The sequence below is a fragment of the Pseudoxanthomonas wuyuanensis genome (assembly GCF_900215535.1).
In the GTDB taxonomy this organism is placed as follows: Bacteria; Pseudomonadota; Gammaproteobacteria; order Xanthomonadales; family Xanthomonadaceae; genus Pseudoxanthomonas_A; species Pseudoxanthomonas_A wuyuanensis.
In genome coordinates this window covers 29,546-48,636 of sequence record NZ_OCND01000004.1, presented here as the reverse complement: position 1 = coordinate 48,636, position 19,091 = coordinate 29,546, and the positions used below count along the sequence as shown (strand labels likewise).

General features: G+C 67.2%; 16 protein-coding genes. 8 read left to right on the top strand and 8 right to left on the bottom strand.

Going from position 1 to position 19,091, the window contains the following annotated elements; all coding sequences use genetic code 11:
• Positions 1-82: 82 nt before the first annotated feature.
• Complete coding sequence (locus tag CRO39_RS09555; RefSeq protein ID WP_097121687.1) at positions 83-1,684, top strand: phytoene desaturase family protein; 1,602 nt, start codon at positions 83-85, stop codon at positions 1,682-1,684.
• Between the two features lie 221 nt (positions 1,685-1,905).
• Here CRO39_RS09555 and CRO39_RS09550 read toward each other — a convergent pair whose 3' ends face one another.
• From CRO39_RS09550 to CRO39_RS09535, 4 genes are all read right to left on the bottom strand, one after another.
• Complete coding sequence (locus CRO39_RS09550) at positions 1,906-2,646, bottom strand: carbonic anhydrase (protein ID WP_097121686.1); 741 nt, start codon at positions 2,644-2,646, stop codon at positions 1,906-1,908.
• 112 nt (positions 2,647-2,758) lie between these two features.
• Entirely contained in the window at positions 2,759-4,579 is a 1,821-nt protein-coding gene (locus CRO39_RS09545) for a DUF885 domain-containing protein (RefSeq protein ID WP_097121685.1), read from the bottom strand.
• 197 nt (positions 4,580-4,776) lie between these two features.
• A complete protein-coding gene (locus tag CRO39_RS09540; protein ID WP_097121684.1) occupies positions 4,777-5,553 on the bottom strand; it encodes a queuosine precursor transporter in 777 nt (258 codons plus the stop codon).
• Positions 5,554-5,556: 3 nt separating this feature from the next.
• Positions 5,557-6,228: a DUF502 domain-containing protein gene (locus CRO39_RS09535; RefSeq protein WP_097121683.1), complete on the bottom strand. Its 672-nt coding sequence runs from the start codon at positions 6,226-6,228 to the stop codon at positions 5,557-5,559.
• Between the two features lie 76 nt (positions 6,229-6,304).
• Here CRO39_RS09535 and CRO39_RS09530 point away from each other — a divergent pair, with 76 nt between their 5' ends.
• Positions 6,305-7,675 carry a hypothetical protein gene (locus CRO39_RS09530; RefSeq protein ID WP_141400762.1) on the top strand — a complete coding sequence of 457 codons (1,371 nt, stop codon included), beginning with the start codon at positions 6,305-6,307 and terminating at the stop codon, positions 7,673-7,675.
• Between the two features lie 4 nt (positions 7,676-7,679).
• On the opposite strand, the gene CRO39_RS09525 is transcribed toward CRO39_RS09530, so the two are convergent.
• Entirely contained in the window at positions 7,680-8,147 is a 468-nt protein-coding gene (locus CRO39_RS09525) for a DUF4442 domain-containing protein (RefSeq protein WP_097121681.1), read from the bottom strand.
• Positions 8,148-8,196: 49 nt separating this feature from the next.
• A complete protein-coding gene (trxA, locus tag CRO39_RS09520; protein WP_097121680.1) occupies positions 8,197-9,054 on the bottom strand; it encodes a thioredoxin in 858 nt (285 codons plus the stop codon).
• Positions 9,055-9,213: 159 nt separating this feature from the next.
• On the opposite strand from trxA, the gene CRO39_RS09515 reads away from it, so the two are divergent.
• Positions 9,214-9,819 carry a DUF998 domain-containing protein gene (locus tag CRO39_RS09515; protein ID WP_238394596.1) on the top strand — a complete coding sequence of 202 codons (606 nt, stop codon included), beginning with the start codon at positions 9,214-9,216 and terminating at the stop codon, positions 9,817-9,819.
• Positions 9,820-9,849: 30 nt separating this feature from the next.
• On the opposite strand, the gene CRO39_RS09510 is transcribed toward CRO39_RS09515, so the two are convergent.
• Positions 9,850-11,136, bottom strand: a complete 1,287-nt coding sequence (locus tag CRO39_RS09510; RefSeq protein ID WP_176520186.1) for a metal-dependent hydrolase family protein — start codon at positions 11,134-11,136, stop codon at positions 9,850-9,852.
• A gap of 106 nt (positions 11,137-11,242) precedes the next feature.
• On the opposite strand from CRO39_RS09510, the gene leuS reads away from it, so the two are divergent.
• From leuS to rsfS, 5 genes are all read left to right on the top strand, one after another.
• Positions 11,243-13,879 carry a leucine--tRNA ligase gene (gene leuS / locus CRO39_RS09505; RefSeq protein ID WP_097121678.1) on the top strand — a complete coding sequence of 879 codons (2,637 nt, stop codon included), beginning with the start codon at positions 11,243-11,245 and terminating at the stop codon, positions 13,877-13,879.
• Between the two features lie 95 nt (positions 13,880-13,974).
• Positions 13,975-14,538 carry an LPS-assembly lipoprotein LptE gene (locus tag CRO39_RS09500; protein WP_097121677.1) on the top strand — a complete coding sequence of 188 codons (564 nt, stop codon included), beginning with the start codon at positions 13,975-13,977 and terminating at the stop codon, positions 14,536-14,538.
• Positions 14,538-15,572, top strand: coding sequence for a DNA polymerase III subunit delta (gene holA, locus CRO39_RS09495; RefSeq protein WP_097121676.1), 1,035 nt, complete (start codon positions 14,538-14,540; stop codon positions 15,570-15,572). Before CRO39_RS09500 ends, holA begins: the two co-directional genes overlap by 1 nt.
• Positions 15,572-16,339 carry a nicotinate-nucleotide adenylyltransferase gene (gene nadD / locus CRO39_RS09490; RefSeq protein WP_097121675.1) on the top strand — a complete coding sequence of 256 codons (768 nt, stop codon included), beginning with the start codon at positions 15,572-15,574 and terminating at the stop codon, positions 16,337-16,339. Before holA ends, nadD begins: the two co-directional genes overlap by 1 nt.
• A 30-nt stretch (positions 16,340-16,369) precedes the next feature.
• Entirely contained in the window at positions 16,370-16,783 is a 414-nt protein-coding gene (rsfS, locus tag CRO39_RS09485) for a ribosome silencing factor (RefSeq protein WP_097121674.1), read from the top strand.
• A 66-nt stretch (positions 16,784-16,849) separates the two neighbouring features.
• Here rsfS and CRO39_RS09480 read toward each other — a convergent pair whose 3' ends face one another.
• Complete coding sequence (locus CRO39_RS09480; RefSeq protein WP_097122000.1) at positions 16,850-18,394, bottom strand: alkaline phosphatase PhoX; 1,545 nt, start codon at positions 18,392-18,394, stop codon at positions 16,850-16,852.
• Positions 18,395-19,091: the final 697 nt, after the last annotated feature.

Sequence of the window (19,091 nt, the reverse complement as noted above, 5' to 3'; positions counted from 1 at the left end):
TGGCCGGTTACTGTCGGGGATTGCGTTTTTCCGCGATTTGCCTTTACTGGGCAGTTGGAAACCCTTGCCACAGGCCGCTGCCATGCCCCCGAAATCCCCAACTTGCGATGCGCTGCTGATTGGCGGAGGGCACAACGGGCTGGTCTGCGCGGCCTATCTGGCGCGGGCCGGGCTGAAGGTTACCGTGCTTGAACGCCGTCACATCGTCGGCGGCGCCGCCGTGACCGAGGAATTCCACCCGGGGTTCCGCAACTCGGTGGCCTCCTACACGGTCTCGCTGCTGCAGCCGCGGGTCATCGCCGACCTTGACCTGCCCGCGCATGGCCTGCGTATCGTCCAGCGCAGGCGCAACAACTTCCTGCCGCTGCCCGACGGCGGGTACCTGCTGACCGGCGGTGGGCAGACCCAGGCACAGGTGGCGAAGTTCTCCGCGCGCGATGCCGAGCGCCTGCCGGCCTACGAGGCGCGGCTGGAAGCCATTGCCGATGTGCTGCGCGCATTGGCCCTGGAGCCGCCGCCCAACCTGACCGATGGCGGCTGGTGGAAAGCGCTGCCGGAACTGCTGCGCGCCGGCCGGCTGGGCCGGCGATTGCATGCGCTGGACGAAACGCTGCGCCAGGAATTGCTGGATCTGTTCACGGTATCGGCGGCCGAATACCTGGACCGCTGGTTCGAAAGCGCGCCAATCAAGGCCTTGTTCGGCTTCGACGGGGTGGTCGGCAACTATGCCAGTCCGTATACCCCGGGCTCGGCCTACGTGCTGCTGCACCATGTGTTCGGCGAGGTCAACGGCGTCAAGGGCGCATGGGGCCACGCCATCGGCGGCATGGGCGCCATCACCCAGGCGATGGCCAGGTCGGCGGCCGCGGCCGGTGCCGAGATCCGTACCGGCGCGGCCGTGCGCGAGGTACTGGTGGAGCAGGGACGCGCGGTCGGCGTGGTGACCGGGAGCGGCGAAACCTTGCGCGCGCGCGCGGTGGTGGCCAACGTCAATCCCAGGCTGCTGTACCAGCAACTGATGGCCGCGCGCGACGTGCCGGCACCGACCCGCGAGCGCATGGCGCACTGGCGCTGCGGTTCGGGCACGTTCCGGATGAATGTGGCGCTGGAGCGGTTGCCCAGCTTCAGCGCGTTGCCGGGCGAGGGCGATCACCTGACCGCCGGCATCGTCCTGGCGCCCAGCCTGGCCTACATGGATCGCGCCTACCGCGACGCGGTCGAACACGGCTGGTCGCGCCAGCCGATCGTCGAGATGCTGATCCCGTCGACGCTGGACGATTCGCTGGCGCCGGCCGGGAAGCATGTGGCCAGCCTGTTCTGCCAGCAGGTGGCGCCGGTGCTGGCGGACGGGAAATCCTGGGACGATCACCGCGACGAAGTCGCCGAGCTGATGATCGCCACGGTGGATCGCTTCGCGCCAGGATTCGCCGATTCGGTCATTGCGCGGCAGGCGCTGAGTCCGCTGGATCTGGAACGCACGTTCGGCCTGATCGGTGGCGACATCTTCCATGGCGCGCTGTCGCTCAACCAGCTGTTCAGCGCGCGTCCGATGCTGGGCCAGGCCGATTACCGCGGCGCGATTCCCGGACTGTACCTGTGCGGCGCCGGCACCCATCCCGGCGGCGGCGTGACCGGCGCGCCGGGGCACAATGCCGCGCGCCGGATCATTGCCGACCTGGGGTAACGGCTGCAGGCAACCGATAGAGTCCCGGCATCGGGACATCATCGATTCGGCACGCAACGGGTCGCTATTCTGGGGGAGCGGCTGACCGGCCGTTCGGCTGGCTCAGAGGGAAGGCGCTTTGCGCCGGGATACCTTGAACAGCGATACCCCGACACCGGGCGGCCTTTGCCGCAGAAGCGGTTCCGGTCGCCACCATCGTTCGAATCCCGGCGATCGGGAACTCAGGAACGGCTCTGCCGAACCTCACGCCCGTTCAACGGCTGCACCGGGCGCGCGTTCATCGGATACAGCTTGCGGAAGGCCTCGATCTGGCTTTCCGACACTTCGACCGGCTGCTTGAGCACCTGCCAGCGCACGCCTTCGCTGCAAGGCGGCGTCGTCAGCGAACCCGTGTAGGCGTAGTAGCCCTGCCTGTTCGGCAACAGGGTGGACGGGTCCAGGTTTTCCAGCGCGAGGCTGCCGCCTTCGGCCGCCGGCAACGCATCGAAGATTTCTTCCAAAGCCGCGTTCTTTCTGCCTTGCTTCAGCATCACCGCGACCACCGCCAGATGCCCTTCGGCATCCTTGTGCACGAAATGCGCTTCCATCGGAAAGCTCTCGCCGTCGATCTTCTCTTCGCTGGGCGTATGGAAATGGAACTGCACCAGCGCGTAATGCGCGCCGCCGATGTCGATGCCGCCAGCGTCCGGCAGGTTCACCTGGACGGTGTGGCCGTTGTTCACCGCCTCGGCCGGACCTGCGCGGTAGTCGAAATCGATCTCGGGCAGATCGGCGCGTTGCGCGTTGCGGATGTCGATGGGCGATTGCGTGCGGCCCAGGGCGCAGGTTTCGAAACCCGGATCCAGCTCGGCCCAATGCGCCGGAGCGTCTTCGCCCTGGTAGCCCCAATGGGGATGCGGTTCGGCGGCGATCGCGCCGGAAGCGAACAGCGCAGCCAGTGCGCCGGACAGGATTCTCTTCATCGCTGTTTATCTCGGATGGGGGAGGAACGCCGCCAGGGGCCAGTAGCCCCCGGCGGCGGCGCCCATCCTGCGGCCCGTTCTGTGGGAAAACTGTAGGAACGGGTCTGCCGCCTCAGTCGCCGCGCATCTCGGCAATCCAGCGGTCGATCTTGGCTTCCAGCACATCCAGCGGCACCGAGCCGTCCTTCAGCACTTCGGCATGGAACTGGCGGATGTCGAACTTCGGTCCCAGTTCGCGCTCGGCCCGGGCGCGCACCTGCTTGATCTTCAATTCGCCGATCTTGTAGGCCAGCGCCTGGCCGGGGATGGCCATGTAGCGTTCGGCTTCGGCGGTGGCCTGGGTCTGGCTTTCGGCCGAGTTTTCCAGCATGTAGGCGATCACCTGCTCGCGGCTCCAGCCCTTGCTGTGCAGGCCGGTATCGACCACCAACCGGATGGCGCGCCACAGCTCGTTCTGCAGATAGCCGAAGTAGTTGTACGGATCGGTGTAGACGCCCAGGTCCTTGCCCAGCGATTCGGCGTACAGGCCCCAGCCCTCCGAGAACGCGATCTCGCTGCCGAAGCGGCGGAACATCGGTAGTCCGGTCAGTTCCTGCTGCAACGCCAGTTGGAAGTGATGGCCTGGAATGGCTTCGTGCAGGTACAGATCTTCGGCATCCCAGGTCTTGCGGGTCGGCAGGTCATAGGTGTTGACGTAGAAGATGCCGGGACGGCTGCCGTCCTCGCTGGGGCGCATGTACGAGCCGCCGGCGGCCGATTGCGCGCGGAACGCTTCGACCGGGCGGATTTCGAAAGACGCTTTCGGAATCAGCGAGAACAGCTCCGGCACGCGCTGGTTGATCCTGTCTTCCAGGCCGCGGTAGTAGGCCAGCAGCGCCTCCTCGCTTTCGAAACTGAAGCGCGGGTCGTTCTGCATGAACTGGAAGAATTCCTGCAGCGAGCCTGTGAAGCCGACTTCCTTCATCACCCCATGGATCAAGCCATGGATGCGCGCCACTTCATCCAGGCCAAGCTGGTGGATTTCGGCCGGGCTCAGATCGGTGGACGTGCTCTGGCGCGCGTTGTAGGCATACCAGGCCGCCCCGTCGGGCAGCCCTTCCATGCCCGGCGTGGCACGCGTCTTGGGCATGTATTCGTCGACGATGAACTGGCGCAGCCGGCGGTAGGCCGGCATCAGTTCGTTTTCGATCAGGCTGCGGTATTCGCTGTCGATGCGCTGCTTGTCGGCGTCGCTGAAGCTGTCGGGCAGATTCTTCACCGGGCCCCAGAACAGCGTCTGGTCGGCCTTGGGCTTGATCAGCGCATCCAGCTGCGGCACCACCTTTTCCATCAGCGCGCGCGGCTGCACCACGCCGGCCTGCATGCCTTCGCGCATGTTGGCGATGGCCTGGTCGAACAGCACCGGCACCCGCGCGGCGCGCTTGCGCCAGTTGTCGTAGTCCTGCACGGTCTTGAACGGCTGCGCGCCGGTGCCCGAGCCCAGCTGCACCACCGTGCTGGCGATGTTGTAGAACTGGTTGACCGGCTGCATCCAGCCGGGGAACCGCTCGCCTTCCAGTTCGCGTTTGGCCTTTTCGACGAAAATCTCGTAGCTGAGCAGATCCTGCCCGCCCAGTCCGTCCGCGCCGACCGCTTCGATCTTCTCCAGCCAGCCGGCGGTGAACTCGTGCGACTGTTGGCGGTAGTCGGCCGACAGGAAGTTCGGCAACCGATCGTTGTAGCGGGGATCGCCCTGGAAGGTGGCGCGCAACGGATTGAGCTCCAGCGATTCCTCCCAGTACTGCGCGTACAGCTGGTTGAGCTGCGCCGCCTTGGTCGAAGCAGGAGCCTGGGTGGAGGCGGCATCGGCGGCGCGGGCAGGCAGGCTGGCCGAGGCCACGGGCAACGCCAGGGCAATGGCCAGGGTCAGCAGGACGGGCAGGGGACGGCTCATGGGCGGACTCCGGGCAAGGGCAAACCGCGAGCGTGGCCCATCCGGGCGCCAGCGGCCAGCGACGAAAGTCATGATCCCGTCACGCCCCGGTAGATCTCGGCGTGCCAGGCAGGAGCGCCGCCCGGCGCGGGCTTTTTTGCTTCCACCGCGATCCGCCAGCAAGAGCCCGCGGAAGGCCGGGCCGCTCCAGGCGGAGATCAATCCGCAGCGGCTTCGGCGCGCAGCTGGCGCTCGCGCGCCTCGCCCAGATAGCGGCGGATGCCGTGCCGCATCAGGTACAGCAGCGGAATCATCGCCACCGCCGCCAGCATCTTGTAGGCGTAGTTGACGCTGCTGACGGCCAGGAACAACGAGGTCGGCCACTGCTGCGGCCCCAGCACGAAGGCGATGTAGATGACGATGAAGCTGTCCACCAGTTGCGAAACCGCAGTGGAGCCGGTGGCGCGCAGCCATACCCAGCGCTCGCCGGTGGCCGCGCGGATGCGGTGGAACACCACCACGTCGATCAGCTGGCCGACCAGGAAGGCGACGATGGAACCGGCAATCGACCACATGCCCTGGCCGAAGATGGCCGCAAACGCGGCCTGGTAATCCGGCACGCCCTGGTCAGCGGCCGCCGTCACCCACCAGCCGGCCGGTGCGGCGGCGATGGCCAGGAACGCGAACACGAAGCCGTAGACGATCAGCGCCACCGCGATCCAGGAGATGTAGCGCACGCCGCGCTTGCCGAAGAACTCGTTGACCGTGTCGGTCAGGATGAACACGAACGGCCACAGCAGCGTGCCGACGGTAAAGCTGAGCGAACCGGTCTGGCCGAACAGGTTCCACTGCAACGGTGCGATGCCCAGGGTGTCTTCCAGCGCGAAGATCTTGACCCCGATGAATTCGGCCAGCACCGTGTTGACGCAGAAGAACGCCGCCAGGGCGATGAACAGTTTGACCGCGCGATCGTCCAGCGTGCGGACCGGCGCCATCGCTCAGCGGTCTCCGGCGCGGGTGAACGGCATCGACTCCGGCGCCACCGCGCCGCCGGAAATGATGAAGCTCATCGCCTGGTCGACGGTCCAGTCGGTGGGCGTCAGCAGTTCCACCGGCACGATTTCCAGGTAACCGGAGGTCGGGTTGGGCGTGGTCGGCACGTAGACGGCGGCCAGTTCGCGGCCGCTGCCTTCCTCGCGGATGACCCGGGTCACCAGGCCTACCGATTTCATTTCCCGGTGCGGGAAATCCACCAGCACCACCCGCTGGGTGCTGCCGGGCTTGGTCTGCAGGATATCCAGCAGCTTGCGCGCGCTGGTGTAGATGGTGCTGGCCAGCGGGATGCGCATCATCAGCGCTTCGAACCAGCCCAGCAGCCGCTGTCCGATCACGCGCCGGGTCAGCGCGCCCACGGCCAGGATGAACACCAGCGTTGCCGCCAGCGCGATGGTGTTCTGCACCCACAGGCCGTTGAACCAGCCCAGCGATTGCGGAAACGAAGCGGCGATCTGCTGCGAAATGGGTTCCACCCACGGCTTGCTGATGTCCGACAGCAGCACGAACACGAACTTCACCACCACCCAGGTCAGCCAGATCGGCAGCAGGGTCAGCAGACCGGTCAGGAACAGCTTCTGCAGCGAAGCGCGGGAGGTCGGGGAGTCGGGAGGCATGGCGCGCATTGTAGCGGCGGCGAGCCTTCCGGTTATGATCCTGCGCGGGGAATACGGTGTTGCGGAGACGGACGCAATGGTAAAAGTGCTGAAGGGTATCGGCGCCGGGCTGGCCGCCGTGCTGGTGGCGGCCGTGGCGCTGTACGCGGTTTCCTGGCTGCGAGGTCCCAGCGCCCAAGAGCGCCAAGCGTTGGCGCTGCTGCAGAATCCGCCTCCGCCGGCCGAAGGCGCGGATGGATTCGCCGCGTTGTGGTCGCTGCCGTACCGGGTACCGGCGGCCGAGCGCAATCAGATTCTGCGCCAGGATATCGAGCGCTTTTCCCGGATTCCGCTGCCCGGTGCCGCCGCCAAGGAATCGAACGTCTACTTTGCGGGCATCGCAGCGCAGCGCTATCCGGCACTGGAGAACGCGGCAGCGGGGGATCCGGAGTGGTGCCGCTGGCGCGCGACCGGCTGCCTGGCGCAGGTGCGCGACGCGATGCCGGCGTATGCAGCGTTGCTGCAGCGTCACGCCGCGCTGCTGGCCAATGCGGCGGAGCTTTCCGCGTATGCGCATTTTCGCAATCCGTTCCCGCCGCGCCCGGACATGCCGTTTCCGCCCTATCAGTCGCTGTCGCGCTCGCTGACCGGTCATGCGTATACGTTCGTCAGCGGCGATCGCGAAGCCGCGCTTGCCGGCGTATGTGCCGACACCGGCACCGCGCGCCGGTTGATTTCCGGCAGCCACTCCCTGATCGGCAGCATGATCGGTTCGGCCATGCTGGAAGGAAACGTAAGCCTGTTCGCCGACATGCTGGCCGAACTCCCGCGCCAGCATCCTCTGCCGGCCGTATGCGGGGAGGCGTTCGCGCCGATGACTGCGCTGCAGGATGACATCTGCCGGATGATGCTGGGCGAGGGCCGCTATGTGCTGGCGGGATTGAGCGCATATGAAGCCATCGAGCCCGATGGAAGTCTTGAGACCAGCAAGGCCGCACGCATGTTCTACGATAGCGGCAAGACCGCGGCGCGGATGGCGCCGCGATTTGCCTGGTACTGCGGGGAAGCGGCGCGGTCGCAGTTGGCCGCCGATCTGCCGTTGCACGATTCCACGCCGCCGCCTTCGCGCTGGTCGCTGGCCTGCGTCAGCAACCTCGCCGGCTGCATTCTGGCCGATATCGGTGGACCGGATTTGCAGGAGTACGCTCGCCGTCTGCAGGATGCCAATGCGCGCCTCCGGATGGCTACCGCGTTGCTATGGCTAAGGCGGCAGGATGCTGGCGAACGCATGGAGCGGACGGCTCTCTCGGGCTTGCCGCAGTCGTTGCGCAGCGCAGGCCGCGAGTTGCTGATGGACGCCGGGAGCCCGGAGTTGACGAGTGCGGCCTACGCCAAACCAATCGCGGACGGGCCGGCGGGCGCCAGCCTGCGTCTGCCGCTGCCGCTGCCGGGGTCGCGGCTGCCGTAGTCGGTCAGCCTTGGGCTTTGCCGCGCGCTTCCGGCTTCAGCCGAACGTAGATCTGCTTGCGTACCCTGGCGACCACTTCGTTCTGCGCATTGAACACGTCCACTGGCATCCAGCGCAGGTGCTTTTGGCCATTGGCGGCGGCGGCGCGGATTTCGTCCAGGACCACATCGTCCAGGCGGAATTCGGCATGCACCGTGCCCATGGCGGGTTTGACGAATTCGATTTCGCCGGTCTTGTCCCAGACGTAGTAGTCGCGGCCCAAGCGCTCCTTGGCCATGATCATCCAGAACGGATCGGTCATCGCGAACAGGCTGCCGCCGAAATGGGTGCCGACATAGTTGCGGTTCCACGGGCGCATGCGCAGCTCGACCCGCGCAAAGCGCCAGTCGTCGGCGATTTCGGTGACATGAACGCCGCTGAACAGGAATGGCGGCCAGAAATTGAACAGATGACGCAGCGTGGAAGGTTTCATGCAGGACGACAAAAGGTGGGCGATGCCCGCACGCGGGCCAGGCAGGCTATCAGAACAGCAGCGCCGCCATCTTGCGGCGGTACTGGCCGACCAGGGCCTCGTCCTCGATCACCCGGAACGCATCGATCAGGGTCTTCTTCGGCAGTCCGTCCCCATAGTCGCGGTCGCGGCGCAGCATTTCCAGGAACTGCTCGAGCGCGGCTTGCGAATCCCCGGCCACCAGCCGGTGCACGCCCAGCAGATGGCGTGCCTGCAGATCGTCCGGGTTCGCGTCCACGGCCGATTGCAGGACTTCGGCCGCAGGCGCGTCCTTCAGCGATGAAGCGAAATCCAGCCGCGCACGCGCACGCAGGCTGCGCTCGTCGGTGGCAAGATTGGCCGGCAACGCGTCGATCAGCTGTTCGGCTTCGCCGTTGGCGCCGATCTTCAGCAGCGCCAACGCCAGGTCCAGCTTCAGTTCCGGCTTGTCGGGTTCGGCATCGATCGCATTGCGCAGCGCCAGCACCTCGGCATGCGGGTCGAGCGGAGCGGCCTCGATGGCTTCCGGCTCCGCCGCTTGCGCCGGCTCGATGCCGTGCTGCTTCAGGAACTCGCGCAACTGCCCTTCCGGCAGCGCGCCGGGGAAGCCATCCACCAACTGGCCGCCCTTGACCAGGAAGACGGTCGGCACCGAACGGATCTGGAAGGCGGCGGCAATCTGCTGTTCCTTGTCCACATCGACCTTGGCCAGCAGGAAGGCACCGTTGTATTCGCCGGCCAGCTTTTCCAGGATCGGGCCCAGCGTCTTGCAGGGACCGCACCAGGTCGCCCAGAAATCCACCAGCACCGGCACCTGCAGCGATTTCTGCAGCACTTCGGCTTCGAAGGTTTCGGTGGTGGCATCGAAAACGTGGGGCAAATCGCTCATGGGGCTGCTCTTCAAAGGTTGCTGCTCTTAATGGTGCCTCAGGTGGTCCGGTTCAAGCGAGCCCGTTCAAGCAGGTACGTTCATGCATGCGGTTACGTCCCAACAGGCCCAACGGCGCGCTCTGGTATCGTGCGCGTCGCCAAATACGGATGCGCTTGGATGGAAAACCGGTTGATGCGGGCATTGCCCTATGCGGGGATAGCGGCCACCGCGCTGTGTGCGGCTGCGGTGGCCGGCTTCGGCGCCGCGCTGGCCGGATATTCGCAGTCGCTGCACCCGGTGGCGCTGCTGGGTGCGAAGGGATTCCCGCATGCGCTGGCGTTCAACCTGCTGGCGTTCGTGTTGCCGGGCATGTTGGCCGGCACCGTTGCAATCGGGCTGCGCCATCGTCTGCCTGCCGATGCCGGCTGGTCGGTCCGGGTCGGGACGCAACTGGCCTTCCTGTCCGCGCTGGGCTTCATCGCGTTGGGCCTGCTGCCGCTGGAGGCCGATGATCTCAACAGCGCGGCCAGCCGCTATCACGCCACCGCGTGGATGCTGTGGTGGGTGGCGTTTATCCCGGGTGCGCTGCTGCTGGCCATCAGCGGTTGGCGCCGGCCGGACTGGCGACCCTTTGCCGGTTTCAGCCTGGCGGCGGCGCTGGCAATGCTGGCGGTGGTGCTGTTTGCAGTGGAACTGCTGCCCGCCGGCGTGGCCCAGCGGTTGGCGTTCGGCCTTTGGCTGGCCTGGCTGTGCTGGGCGGGCTGGCGGCTGCGGCCTGATTGACCCGGCCTGCTCGGGAAACGGCAACAGCCCCTAGGGTTGCCTGAATATTTCGCCGTCCTTCATCACGAAATCGACATTCAAGACAGCATTGATGTCCGCCACCGGATCGCCAGGCATGGCGATGATGTCGGCGCGCTTGCCGGTTTCGATCGCGCCCTGGTCGTCCACGCCCAGCACCTCGGCGGCAAGAACCGTCGCCGATTGCAGTGCGGTGGCCGCCGGGATGCCGGCCTCGACCATGTAGATGAACTCGCGCGCGTTGTCGCCGTGCGGGCCCACGCCCATGTCGGTGCCGAAGGCGATCTTCACCCCGTTGCGGTAGGCCTTGGCGGCGGTGTCCTGGATCTGCGCGCCGATGCGGGCGGCCTTGGGGCGCACGACTTCCGGGAAATAGCCGTCGATCTTCGCCTTTTCGGCGACGAAGCGCCCGGCCGAAATCGTCGGCACGTACCAGGTGCCGTGCTGCTTCATCAGCCGCATGACCTCGTCGGTCATGTAGGTGCCGTGTTCGATGCTGGTCACCCCTCCCAGGATGGCGCGCTTCATGCCCTCGGTGCCGTGCGCGTGGGCGGCGACCTTGTAACCGTAATCGTTGGCGGTATCGACGATCGCCTTGACCTCGTCGACGGTGAACTGCGGCGCATCGCCTGACTTGGCGTAGCTCAGCACGCCGCCGGTAGCGGTGATCTTGATGACGTCGCTGCCGTCCTTGTAGCGCTGGCGCACGGCCTGGCGCGCTTCATCGACGGAATTGACCACGCCCTCGGTGGGGCCGGGCGGGCCGATCAGGTGCGAAAGCTGGTCGTTCCAGCCGTTGGTGGGGTCGGCGTGGCCGCCGGTGGTGGCGATGGATTTGCCGGCGGCAAAGATGCGCGGTCCCTTCACCAGGCCCTGGTTGACCGCATCGCGCAGGTGCGGACTGACCTCGCCGCCCAGATCGCGCACGCTGGTGAAGCCGGCCAGCAGGGTCCTTTCGGCATAGCCGACCGAGCGATAGGCAAAGTCGATCGGATCCAGCCGGAAACCTTCCGAATAGCTCTGCGGGCTGGATTCGCCGCCCAGGTGCACATGCAGATCGGTCCAGCCCGGCAGACAAGTGCGGTTGCGCAGATCCACCGCGGCCAATCCGACGACATCGGCGTGGCCGCCGCTGATCAATTGGTCGATGCGGCCATCGCGGACCACGACCGTATGCGGTCCCAGCACCCGGCCGCTGCGCGCATCGAACAGCTTGCCGCAGTGCAGCGCCACCGGTTCGGCGGCGGCGGCCGGCAGGGCAAGAACGGACAGCAGGGCGGCAAGGGTGGCTCGGGACATGGCGGACTCCAGCGGGAATGGCCCATCTTAGCCGTTGCAATGGCGGGGATTTGTGCGCTGCGGTACCCTTGCATGCTTTGCCGCCGCAGTCCCGCCAGCCTCCGCCATGTCCGTTGCCGCCGAACCCGTTTCCTACGACCCGAAGTCCGTTGAAGCCGCCGCCCAGAGCTACTGGGACGACAAGCGCGCGTTCGAGGTCGACGAGCGCTCCGACAAGCCCAAGTTCTTCTGCCTGTCGATGCTGCCGTATCCGTCCGGCGCGCTGCACATGGGCCACGTGCGCAACTACACCATCGGCGATGTGATCAGCCGCTACCAGCGCATGACCGGCAAGAACGTGCTGCAGCCGATGGGCTGGGACGCGTTCGGCCTGCCGGCCGAGAACGCGGCGATCAAGAACCGGACCGCCCCGGCCAAGTGGACCTACGCCAACATCGAACACATGCGCAGCCAGCTGAAGTCGCTGGGCTACGCCATCGACTGGTCGCGCGAATTCGCCACCTGCAATCCGGATTACTACGTGCACGAGCAGCGCATGTTCGTGCGGCTGCTGCGCAAGGGCCTGGCCTACCGCAAGAACTCGGTGGTGAACTGGGACCCGGTGGACCAGACCGTGCTGGCCAACGAACAGGTCATCGATGGCCGCGGCTGGCGCTCGGGCGCCATCGTCGAGAAGCGCGAGATTCCGCAATGGTTCCTGCGCATCACCGACTACGCGCAGGAACTGCTGGACGGGCTGGACGATCTGCCGGGCTGGCCGGATGCGGTCAAGACCATGCAGCGCAACTGGATCGGCCGCTCCGAAGGGCTTGAGATCTCGTTCGCGGTGGAGGGCGCCAGCGACGTGCTGACCGTGTTCACCACCCGTCCGGACACGTTGATGGGGGTAACCTTCCTGTCCATCGCCGGCGAACACCCGCTGGCGCACAAGGCGGCGGCCGCCAGTCCGGAGGTGGCCGCGTTCCTGGAAGAACTCAGGCATGGCGGGGTGTCCGAGGCTGAACTGGAAACCCAGGAAAAGCGCGGCATCGATACCGGCCTGCGCGCCGTGCACCCGGTCACCGGCGAAACCGTACCGGTGTGGATCGCCAACTTCGTGCTGATGGGCTACGGAACCGGCGCGGTGATGGCGGTGCCCGGGCACGACCAGCGCGATTTCGAGTTCGCGCACAAGTACGGGCTGCCGATCCGGCAGGTCATCGCGTTGAAGTCGCCGAAGAACGACGACGAAAGGAGCTACGACGCCGGCACCTGGCGCGACTGGTACGCCGACAAGACCCGCGAGGATCTGGAACTGGTCAACTCCGGCGAGTTCGACGGCCTGGACTATCGCGGCGCCTTCGAAGCGCTGGCCGAACGTTTCGAGCGCCAGGGCCGCGGCCAGCGCCGCATCAACTACCGCCTGCGCGACTGGGGCGTCTCGCGCCAGCGCTATTGGGGCTGCCCGATCCCGGTGATCTACTGCGGCCAATGCGGCGCGGTGCCGGTGCCGGAATCGGATCTGCCGGTGGTGCTGCCGGAGGACGTGACGCTGGACGGCGTGAAGTCGCCGATCAAGGCCGATCCGGAATGGCGCAAGACCACCTGCCCACAATGCGGCGGCGCGGCCGAGCGCGAGACCGACACCTTCGATACCTTCATGGAATCCAGCTGGTACTACGCCCGCTACACCTCGCCGGGCGCCAGGGACATGGTGGACAAGCGCGGCAACCACTGGCTGCCGGTGGACCAGTACATCGGCGGCATCGAGCACGCCATCCTGCACCTGATGTACTTCCGCTTCTATCACAAGCTGCTGCGCGACGCGCGCCTGGTCGACAGCAACGAACCGGCCGTCAACCTGCTGTGCCAGGGCATGGTCATTGCCGACACGTACTACCGGGAATCGGCAACCGGGGGCCGGGAATGGTTCAATCCGGCCGATGTCGAGGTACAGCGCGACGAACGCGGGCGCGCGATCGGCGCGACCCTGATCGCCGACGGCCAGCCGGTGCAGATTGGCGGCAGCGAGAAGATGGCCAAGTCCAAGAACAACGGCGTCGACCCGCAGGCCATGGTGGACAAGTACGGCGCCGACACGGTGCGGCTGTTCTCGATGTTCGCCGCGCCGCCGGAACAGTCGCTGGAGTGGAACGAGGCCGGCGTGGAAGGCATGGCGCGGTTCCTGCGCCGGCTGTGGACGCAGGCGCACAAGCATGCCGCCGATGGCGCCGCGCCGGCTGCCGACCTGGGCGCGCTGACGCCGGAGCAGAAGGCGCTGCGCCGCAAGATCCACGAAACCATCGACAAGGTCGGCAACGATTACGGCAAGCGGCACAGCTTCAATACCGCCATCGCCGCGGTGATGGAACTGTCCAACGCGCTGGGCAAGTTCGACGACGCCAGCGGCAACGGCCGCGCGCTGCGGCAGCAGGCGCTGGAAGCGATGGTGCTGTTGCTGAATCCGATCACGCCGCATACCAGCCATGCCCTGTGGCAGGCGCTGGGTCACCCGGAGACGTTGCTGGAGGATGTGCCGTTCCCGCAGGCCGATCCGGCGGCGCTGGTGCGCGATTCGGTGACCCTGGCGGTGCAGGTCAACGGCAAGCTGCGCGGCACCATCGAGGTCGCCGCCGACGCCCCGCGCGATCTGGTCGAATCGCTGGCCAGGGCCGAGCCCAATACCGCCAAGTTCCTGCAGGATGCGACGATCCGCAAGGTCATCATCGTGCCGGGCAAGATCGTCAACATCGTGGCGGGGTAAAGGCGCAGCGTCTCAACCGCCATTCACGCGGCATCGGGCAGGCTAGGGCCTGTTTCCCCCTTGCTGCCCCTGCCGGGCTCGTCCAGACTTCGCCCATGACCCTATTCCATCCGCCTGCCCGCCTGCTCGCCTTCGCTGCCGCCGCCCTGATCCTTTCGGGCTGCGGTTTCCATCTGCGCAGCAAGATCTCGTTGCCGGACGATCTGGGGCCGGTGCGGGTGACTTCTTCGACCCGCTACAGTCCGCTGGCCGATATGGTGGCAACCGGTTTGCGGGCCTCCGGCGCGGTCATCGCGGACGAGAGCCAGAAGCAGGTGGCCACGCTGCGCATCGTTTCCGAGCGCTGGGGCGATCGCCCGATCAGCATCGATCAGTTCGGCCGTTCCCAGGAGTACTCGTTGCGTTTTGCCGCGATCTTCGTCCTGCAGCGGGCGGACGGTTCCGAACTGGTGCCGCAGCAGGTGGTCGAACTGTCGCGCGATTATGTGTCCCAGCCCTCCAACGTGACCGGTACCAGCACCGAGCGCGAGATTCTTGCCGACGAACTGCGCCGCGAGATGGCCGAATCGATCCTGCGCCGGGTCGATGGGGTGGTGCGGGCCGGCCCGCCGGTGCAACCAGCGTCCGATACCGATTCGCCCGAACCCGAAACGCCGTAATGGAACTCAAGCCGGAACAGCTGCTCGCGCGCGGACCGCAGGATGAGCTGCTGCCGGTTTACCTGATTGCCGGCCCGGAAACCCTGCGCGTGCTGGAAGCGGCCGACGCGGTGCGCGCGCAGGCGCGCGCCCAGGGCATCGGCGAACGGGAAGTGTTCGATGCCGATGGCCGTGATTTCGACTGGAACGCACTGGATGCAGCGTTCAACGCGCCCAGCCTGTTCAGCGCCCGGCGCCTGGTGGAACTGCGTCTGCCCACCGGCAAGCCCGGCAAGGAGGGCGCGGAGGTCATCGCCAGTTTCTGCGCCAATCCGCCACCGGACGTGATCCTGCTGATTACCGCCGGCGAGTGGAGCAAGGCCCATCACGGCAAGTGGGCCGACGCTATCGGCCGCATCGGCGCGATTGCGGTGGCCTGGGCGATCAAGCCGCACGAATTGCCCGGGTGGATCGAAAGCCGGCTGCGCGCCAGGGGCGTGCGCGCCGGACGCGATGCGGTGCAGCGGCTGGCCGAGCGGGTCGAAGGCAACCTGCTGGCGGCCGCGCAGGAAATCGACAAGCTTGCGCTGCTCAGCGATGGCCAGAGCCTGGATGGGCCGGCGATGGAATCGCTGGTGGCCGACGCGGCGCGTTACGACGTGTTCCGCCTGACCGATGCGATGCTTGCCGGCCAGGGGCAACTGGTGTCGCGGATGCTGGCCGGCCTGCGCGCCGAGGGCGACGTGGTGGCCGGGTTGATGCCGATGGTGACCAAGGAGCTGCTGCGCACCGCGGTGCTGGCCCAGGTGCAGGCGCGCGGCGGCAATCTCGCTGGCGAAATGAAGGCCCAGGGCATCTGGGAGAGCAAGCAGGCGCCGTTCAAGCGTGCGCTGCAGCGGCATCCGGATCCGCAGCAGTGGGAACGCTTCGCCGCCGAGGCCTCGCGCATCGACCGCATCGCCAAGGGCCGCGCCGACGGCGACGGCTGGGTGGCGCTGGAGCGCCTGCTGCTGGCGATCGCCGAAGCGAAAGCCGTCAGGCTGCTTGTCGCCTGATGGCGGCAACGGAACCGGCAGGGCGGAACGCCGAAGTGCCTGAACCTCCTCCTGCCTTTTCCCCTCCGCCCTCCGCCGTGGGCCGCTCCCGGCTCCAGCTTTTCTATGGCGGCACCTTCGACCCGGTTCACAACGGCCACCTGGCCATTGCCCGTGCCGCCCGCGACGAACTGGGGTGCCCGGTCAATCTGATGCCGGCCGCGGATCCGCCGCACCGGCCGCCGCCGGGTGCGGACGCCATGCAGCGCGCGCAGATGCTGGAGCTGGCGCTGGCCGGAGAAGCGGGGCTGCAGGTGGACCGGCGCGAGCTGCAGCGCGCGGCGCGCGACCCGGAAAGCCGTTCCTACAGCGTCGACACCTTGCGCGCGCTGCGCGCCGAACGCGGGGCGGCCGTACCGGTGGCGTTGCTGGTCGGCGCCGACAGCTTCGTCGGCCTGCCAAGTTGGCGCGAATGGCGCGAACTGTTCGAACTGGCGCATTTCGTCGTCGCCGACCGCCCGGGCATCCGGATTGAAGGCAGCCTGCCTGCGCCGTTGGCCGAATGGACGGCATCGCGCTGGGTCGAGCGGCCGCAGGCGCTGGAAGCCGAGCCGGCAGGCCGCATCTTCCTTCTGCGCCAGCCGTTGCAGCCCGAATCGGCCAGCGATATCCGTCACCGCATCGCCGCCGGACTGGCCTGGCGCGAACTGGTGCCTGCCGCGGTGGCGGACTACATTGCCGATAGAAGGCTGTACTTCACGGTAGGGCCAGCGCCGGTTTCGGTATAATTCGGCTGCATTCCCGGAGCCAGCAAACCTTTGTCCAGCCAAGCACAAGTCATCAAGACCCGTCTTCCCAGCCCGCCCCCGGCCTTGCCGGACCTGCTTGCCAACGTGCATTCGGCGGTGGAAGAACTCAAAGCCAAGGATGTCGTCGAAATCGATGTGCGCGGCAAATCCAGCGTTGCCGACTACCTGGTCATCGCGTCGGGCACTTCCACCCGCCACGTCAAGTCGATCGCCGATGAAGTGGTCAAATACGCCAAGAAGCTGGACGTGATGCCGCTGGGCGTGGAAGGCGAGCGCGAGGCCGAATGGGTGCTGGTGGACCTGGGCGATGTGATCGTCCACGTCATGCTGCCACGGGTGCGCGAGTTCTATGCGCTGGAACGCCTGTGGACGGTCGGCGACCAGCCGCCGGACGACGGCCAAGCGTCGCGGGACGGCGACTGACGCAGCAGAACGGCGCCCAGGGGCGCCGTTCTTCCGTCTGCGGCGAGCCGCGGCCCGCAGCGGCGGCTACAGCGGCCCGCGCTCCCACGGGCCGGTGATGGCCAAGGTGATGCCCGGCGACTGCACGTTGACGAACAACGTGCGCGAAAGCGGGTCCCAGCAGGCGCCGCAGAACTCGCTGCCGCGGTAGTCGCCCTCGGCCACCGTCTTGCCGGCGTTGCCGATCTGGGTCGAGGTCAGCGCCACGTTGTTCTTGCAGAAGTAGAACGACTCGCCGGCGCGGGTCAGCCCGATCAGGCGCGAACCGGGGCCGTAGTCGTCCGGGCTCTCGCCGCCGTCTTCGCACAGCAGCACGCCGCCGCGCGCGCTGACGGTCAGGTTGTCCGGGTTGTGCGCGGCCAGCTGGTTGCCGCTGACGAACAGCGCCTTCAGGCGCTGGGTGAACAGGTCCAGCACCCATACCGCGCCGTTGCCGCGACCCTTGCGGCCCTGGCTGTCCACGCCGGTGCTGGTATCGACGATGAACATCTTGCCGTAGCTGTACCAGATACCCTCGCCGCGGCTCATCCGCAACGCGCCCTCGGCCCAGGCCTGCGCGAATGGGCCGCTCAGCGTATCGCCGGCGGAAACGTCGGGAAAGCCGGCCGGTGCAGCGATGGTGTCCAGGTCCGGGTCCGGAACATCGACCCATTCCAGCGCGTACTCGTCGCCGATGCCGGCCACGGTCAGATCGGCGTTGCGGCGGCCGCGCACGCGTGCGGCCTGCAGGCGTCCGCCGTTCTCCAGCGAGCCGTTGCGGCCGCGTCGGTCGTTGGGAATGAAGCGGTACAGGCCGGACTTGTTGCGGTCGTCCTCGGTCAGGTAGACGATGCCGGTGCGCGGATCCACCGCCACCGCCTCATGGCTGAAACGGCCCAGTCCGATCAGCGGCCGCCCGCTGGTGCGTTCGCTGTCCGGGTCCACCTCGAACACATAGCCATGCCGTTGGCCGGTGCTGGAGCGGGCATCGGTCTTGATCTCTTCGCAACTCAACCAGGTGCCCCACGGCGTCGGTCCGCCGGCGCAATTGACCAGGGTGCCGCCCAGGCTGGGTTCGAGAGCTCCCCAACTGCCATCGCGGTAGGTCAGCGTGGTGGTGCCGCCAGCGGCCTGCAGGCCGTTGCTGACGACGCCGCTGTCGTACATGCCGGGCGCCTGGATAGGCGTGCCGGCGCCGCGTTCGTGGTTGCGGATCAGCACATATTCCGGGCCGTGCTTGCCGCCGCGGCCGCGGCCGGGACGGTTGCGTGGGTGGCGCATGCCGACCACCGCCATGCCGTCGTGGCGATCCGGGCAGGGCTGGCCATCGTCCATGCGATCGCCGCTCCAGCCGAAGGAGCGGTAGCTGAAACCTTTCGGCAGCAGCAACAACGGCAGCCCGGTGCTGCGGTCGGCCACTGGCGCCAACGGACCGTAGCGGCTGGGCACCGGCGCCAACCGGACCGGGTCGGGGTTTTGGGTGGCCATCGCCTGGCGCGCCTGCAGCGCGCCCAGGCTGCCGAGGGCACCGGCGGCCATCGCAGCGGCGCTGCCTTTGAGGAGGTGTCGGCGGGCGGGATCGAAGACGGGCATCATGCGGCTCCTGCTGGCTGGGGGAGCCTGCGACGCTAGAAAGCGCGTGTAACAGGCAGATGACAAAGGCATGTCTCTTGCCTGTCGATGGCCGGAACTGCGACGCGGCTATCATGCGCGGATGAAAGGTTCTTCTCCCGTTTATGGGCATGTCGGCTTCGGCGGGAGTCGCCGGTCGTCAGGCTGGGGGTGCTCCGCCCTCCTGACGACGTCGTGTCTTAAGAGCGTGTTATGGCCTTTGGGGTGAGTGCGAAGGCTGCTGTCGCGGTGGCAGGCAAGGCGCACGCCGCCGGTCAGGCTGGTTGCCTGGGCAAGGTGTGCAACGCGGCATGGCGCCGCGACAGCAGCCTTCCCGACGGGTTGCGTGCCAGCGCCGCCGCAGCCGCGTTGCCCGGCTTGCCTTGGGCACCACCCAAGGACGGCGCCGGCCGCCTTGCTGCAACGGCGCTGGCGCGCAACGCATCTCATCCCAAAGGCCATAACCCGCTCTCGGTCGGGCCGCAGGCTCGTTCCGCTTCGCGGCCCGAACCGGCCCGGCGCAGCGCGCCGGGCGTTCGCCAAGGCGCGCGGCAGTGCCGCGCAAGCCGCCTTGGCTCACCCCTGGCCTGCTCTCCGCACCCCCAGCCCGCCGGCCGTCGCCTTTGGGCAGATGACAGGTCGCGACTTCGGACGGCCGTTCTTCGAGTGCCGAACAAGT

Bases quoted from the DNA above. Each gene is read 5' to 3' on its own strand.
- CRO39_RS09555 (WP_097121687.1), top strand. From the start codon at position 83: ATGCCCCCGAAATCCCCAACTTGCGATGCGCTGCTGATTGGCGGAGGG.
- CRO39_RS09550 (WP_097121686.1), bottom strand. From the start codon at position 2,646: ATGAAGAGAATCCTGTCCGGCGCACTGGCTGCGCTGTTCGCTTCCGGC.
- CRO39_RS09545 (WP_097121685.1), bottom strand. From the start codon at position 4,579: ATGAGCCGTCCCCTGCCCGTCCTGCTGACCCTGGCCATTGCCCTGGCG.
- CRO39_RS09540 (WP_097121684.1), bottom strand. From the start codon at position 5,553: ATGGCGCCGGTCCGCACGCTGGACGATCGCGCGGTCAAACTGTTCATC.
- CRO39_RS09535 (WP_097121683.1), bottom strand. From the start codon at position 6,228: ATGCCTCCCGACTCCCCGACCTCCCGCGCTTCGCTGCAGAAGCTGTTC.
- CRO39_RS09530 (WP_141400762.1), top strand. From the start codon at position 6,305: ATGGTAAAAGTGCTGAAGGGTATCGGCGCCGGGCTGGCCGCCGTGCTG.
- CRO39_RS09525 (WP_097121681.1), bottom strand. From the start codon at position 8,147: ATGAAACCTTCCACGCTGCGTCATCTGTTCAATTTCTGGCCGCCATTC.
- trxA (WP_097121680.1), bottom strand. From the start codon at position 9,054: ATGAGCGATTTGCCCCACGTTTTCGATGCCACCACCGAAACCTTCGAA.
- CRO39_RS09515 (WP_238394596.1), top strand. From the start codon at position 9,214: ATGGAAAACCGGTTGATGCGGGCATTGCCCTATGCGGGGATAGCGGCC.
- CRO39_RS09510 (WP_176520186.1), bottom strand. From the start codon at position 11,136: ATGTCCCGAGCCACCCTTGCCGCCCTGCTGTCCGTTCTTGCCCTGCCG.
- leuS (WP_097121678.1), top strand. From the start codon at position 11,243: ATGTCCGTTGCCGCCGAACCCGTTTCCTACGACCCGAAGTCCGTTGAA.
- CRO39_RS09500 (WP_097121677.1), top strand. From the start codon at position 13,975: ATGACCCTATTCCATCCGCCTGCCCGCCTGCTCGCCTTCGCTGCCGCC.
- holA (WP_097121676.1), top strand. From the start codon at position 14,538: ATGGAACTCAAGCCGGAACAGCTGCTCGCGCGCGGACCGCAGGATGAG.
- nadD (WP_097121675.1), top strand. From the start codon at position 15,572: ATGGCGGCAACGGAACCGGCAGGGCGGAACGCCGAAGTGCCTGAACCT.
- CRO39_RS09480 (WP_097122000.1), bottom strand. From the start codon at position 18,394: ATGCCCGTCTTCGATCCCGCCCGCCGACACCTCCTCAAAGGCAGCGCC.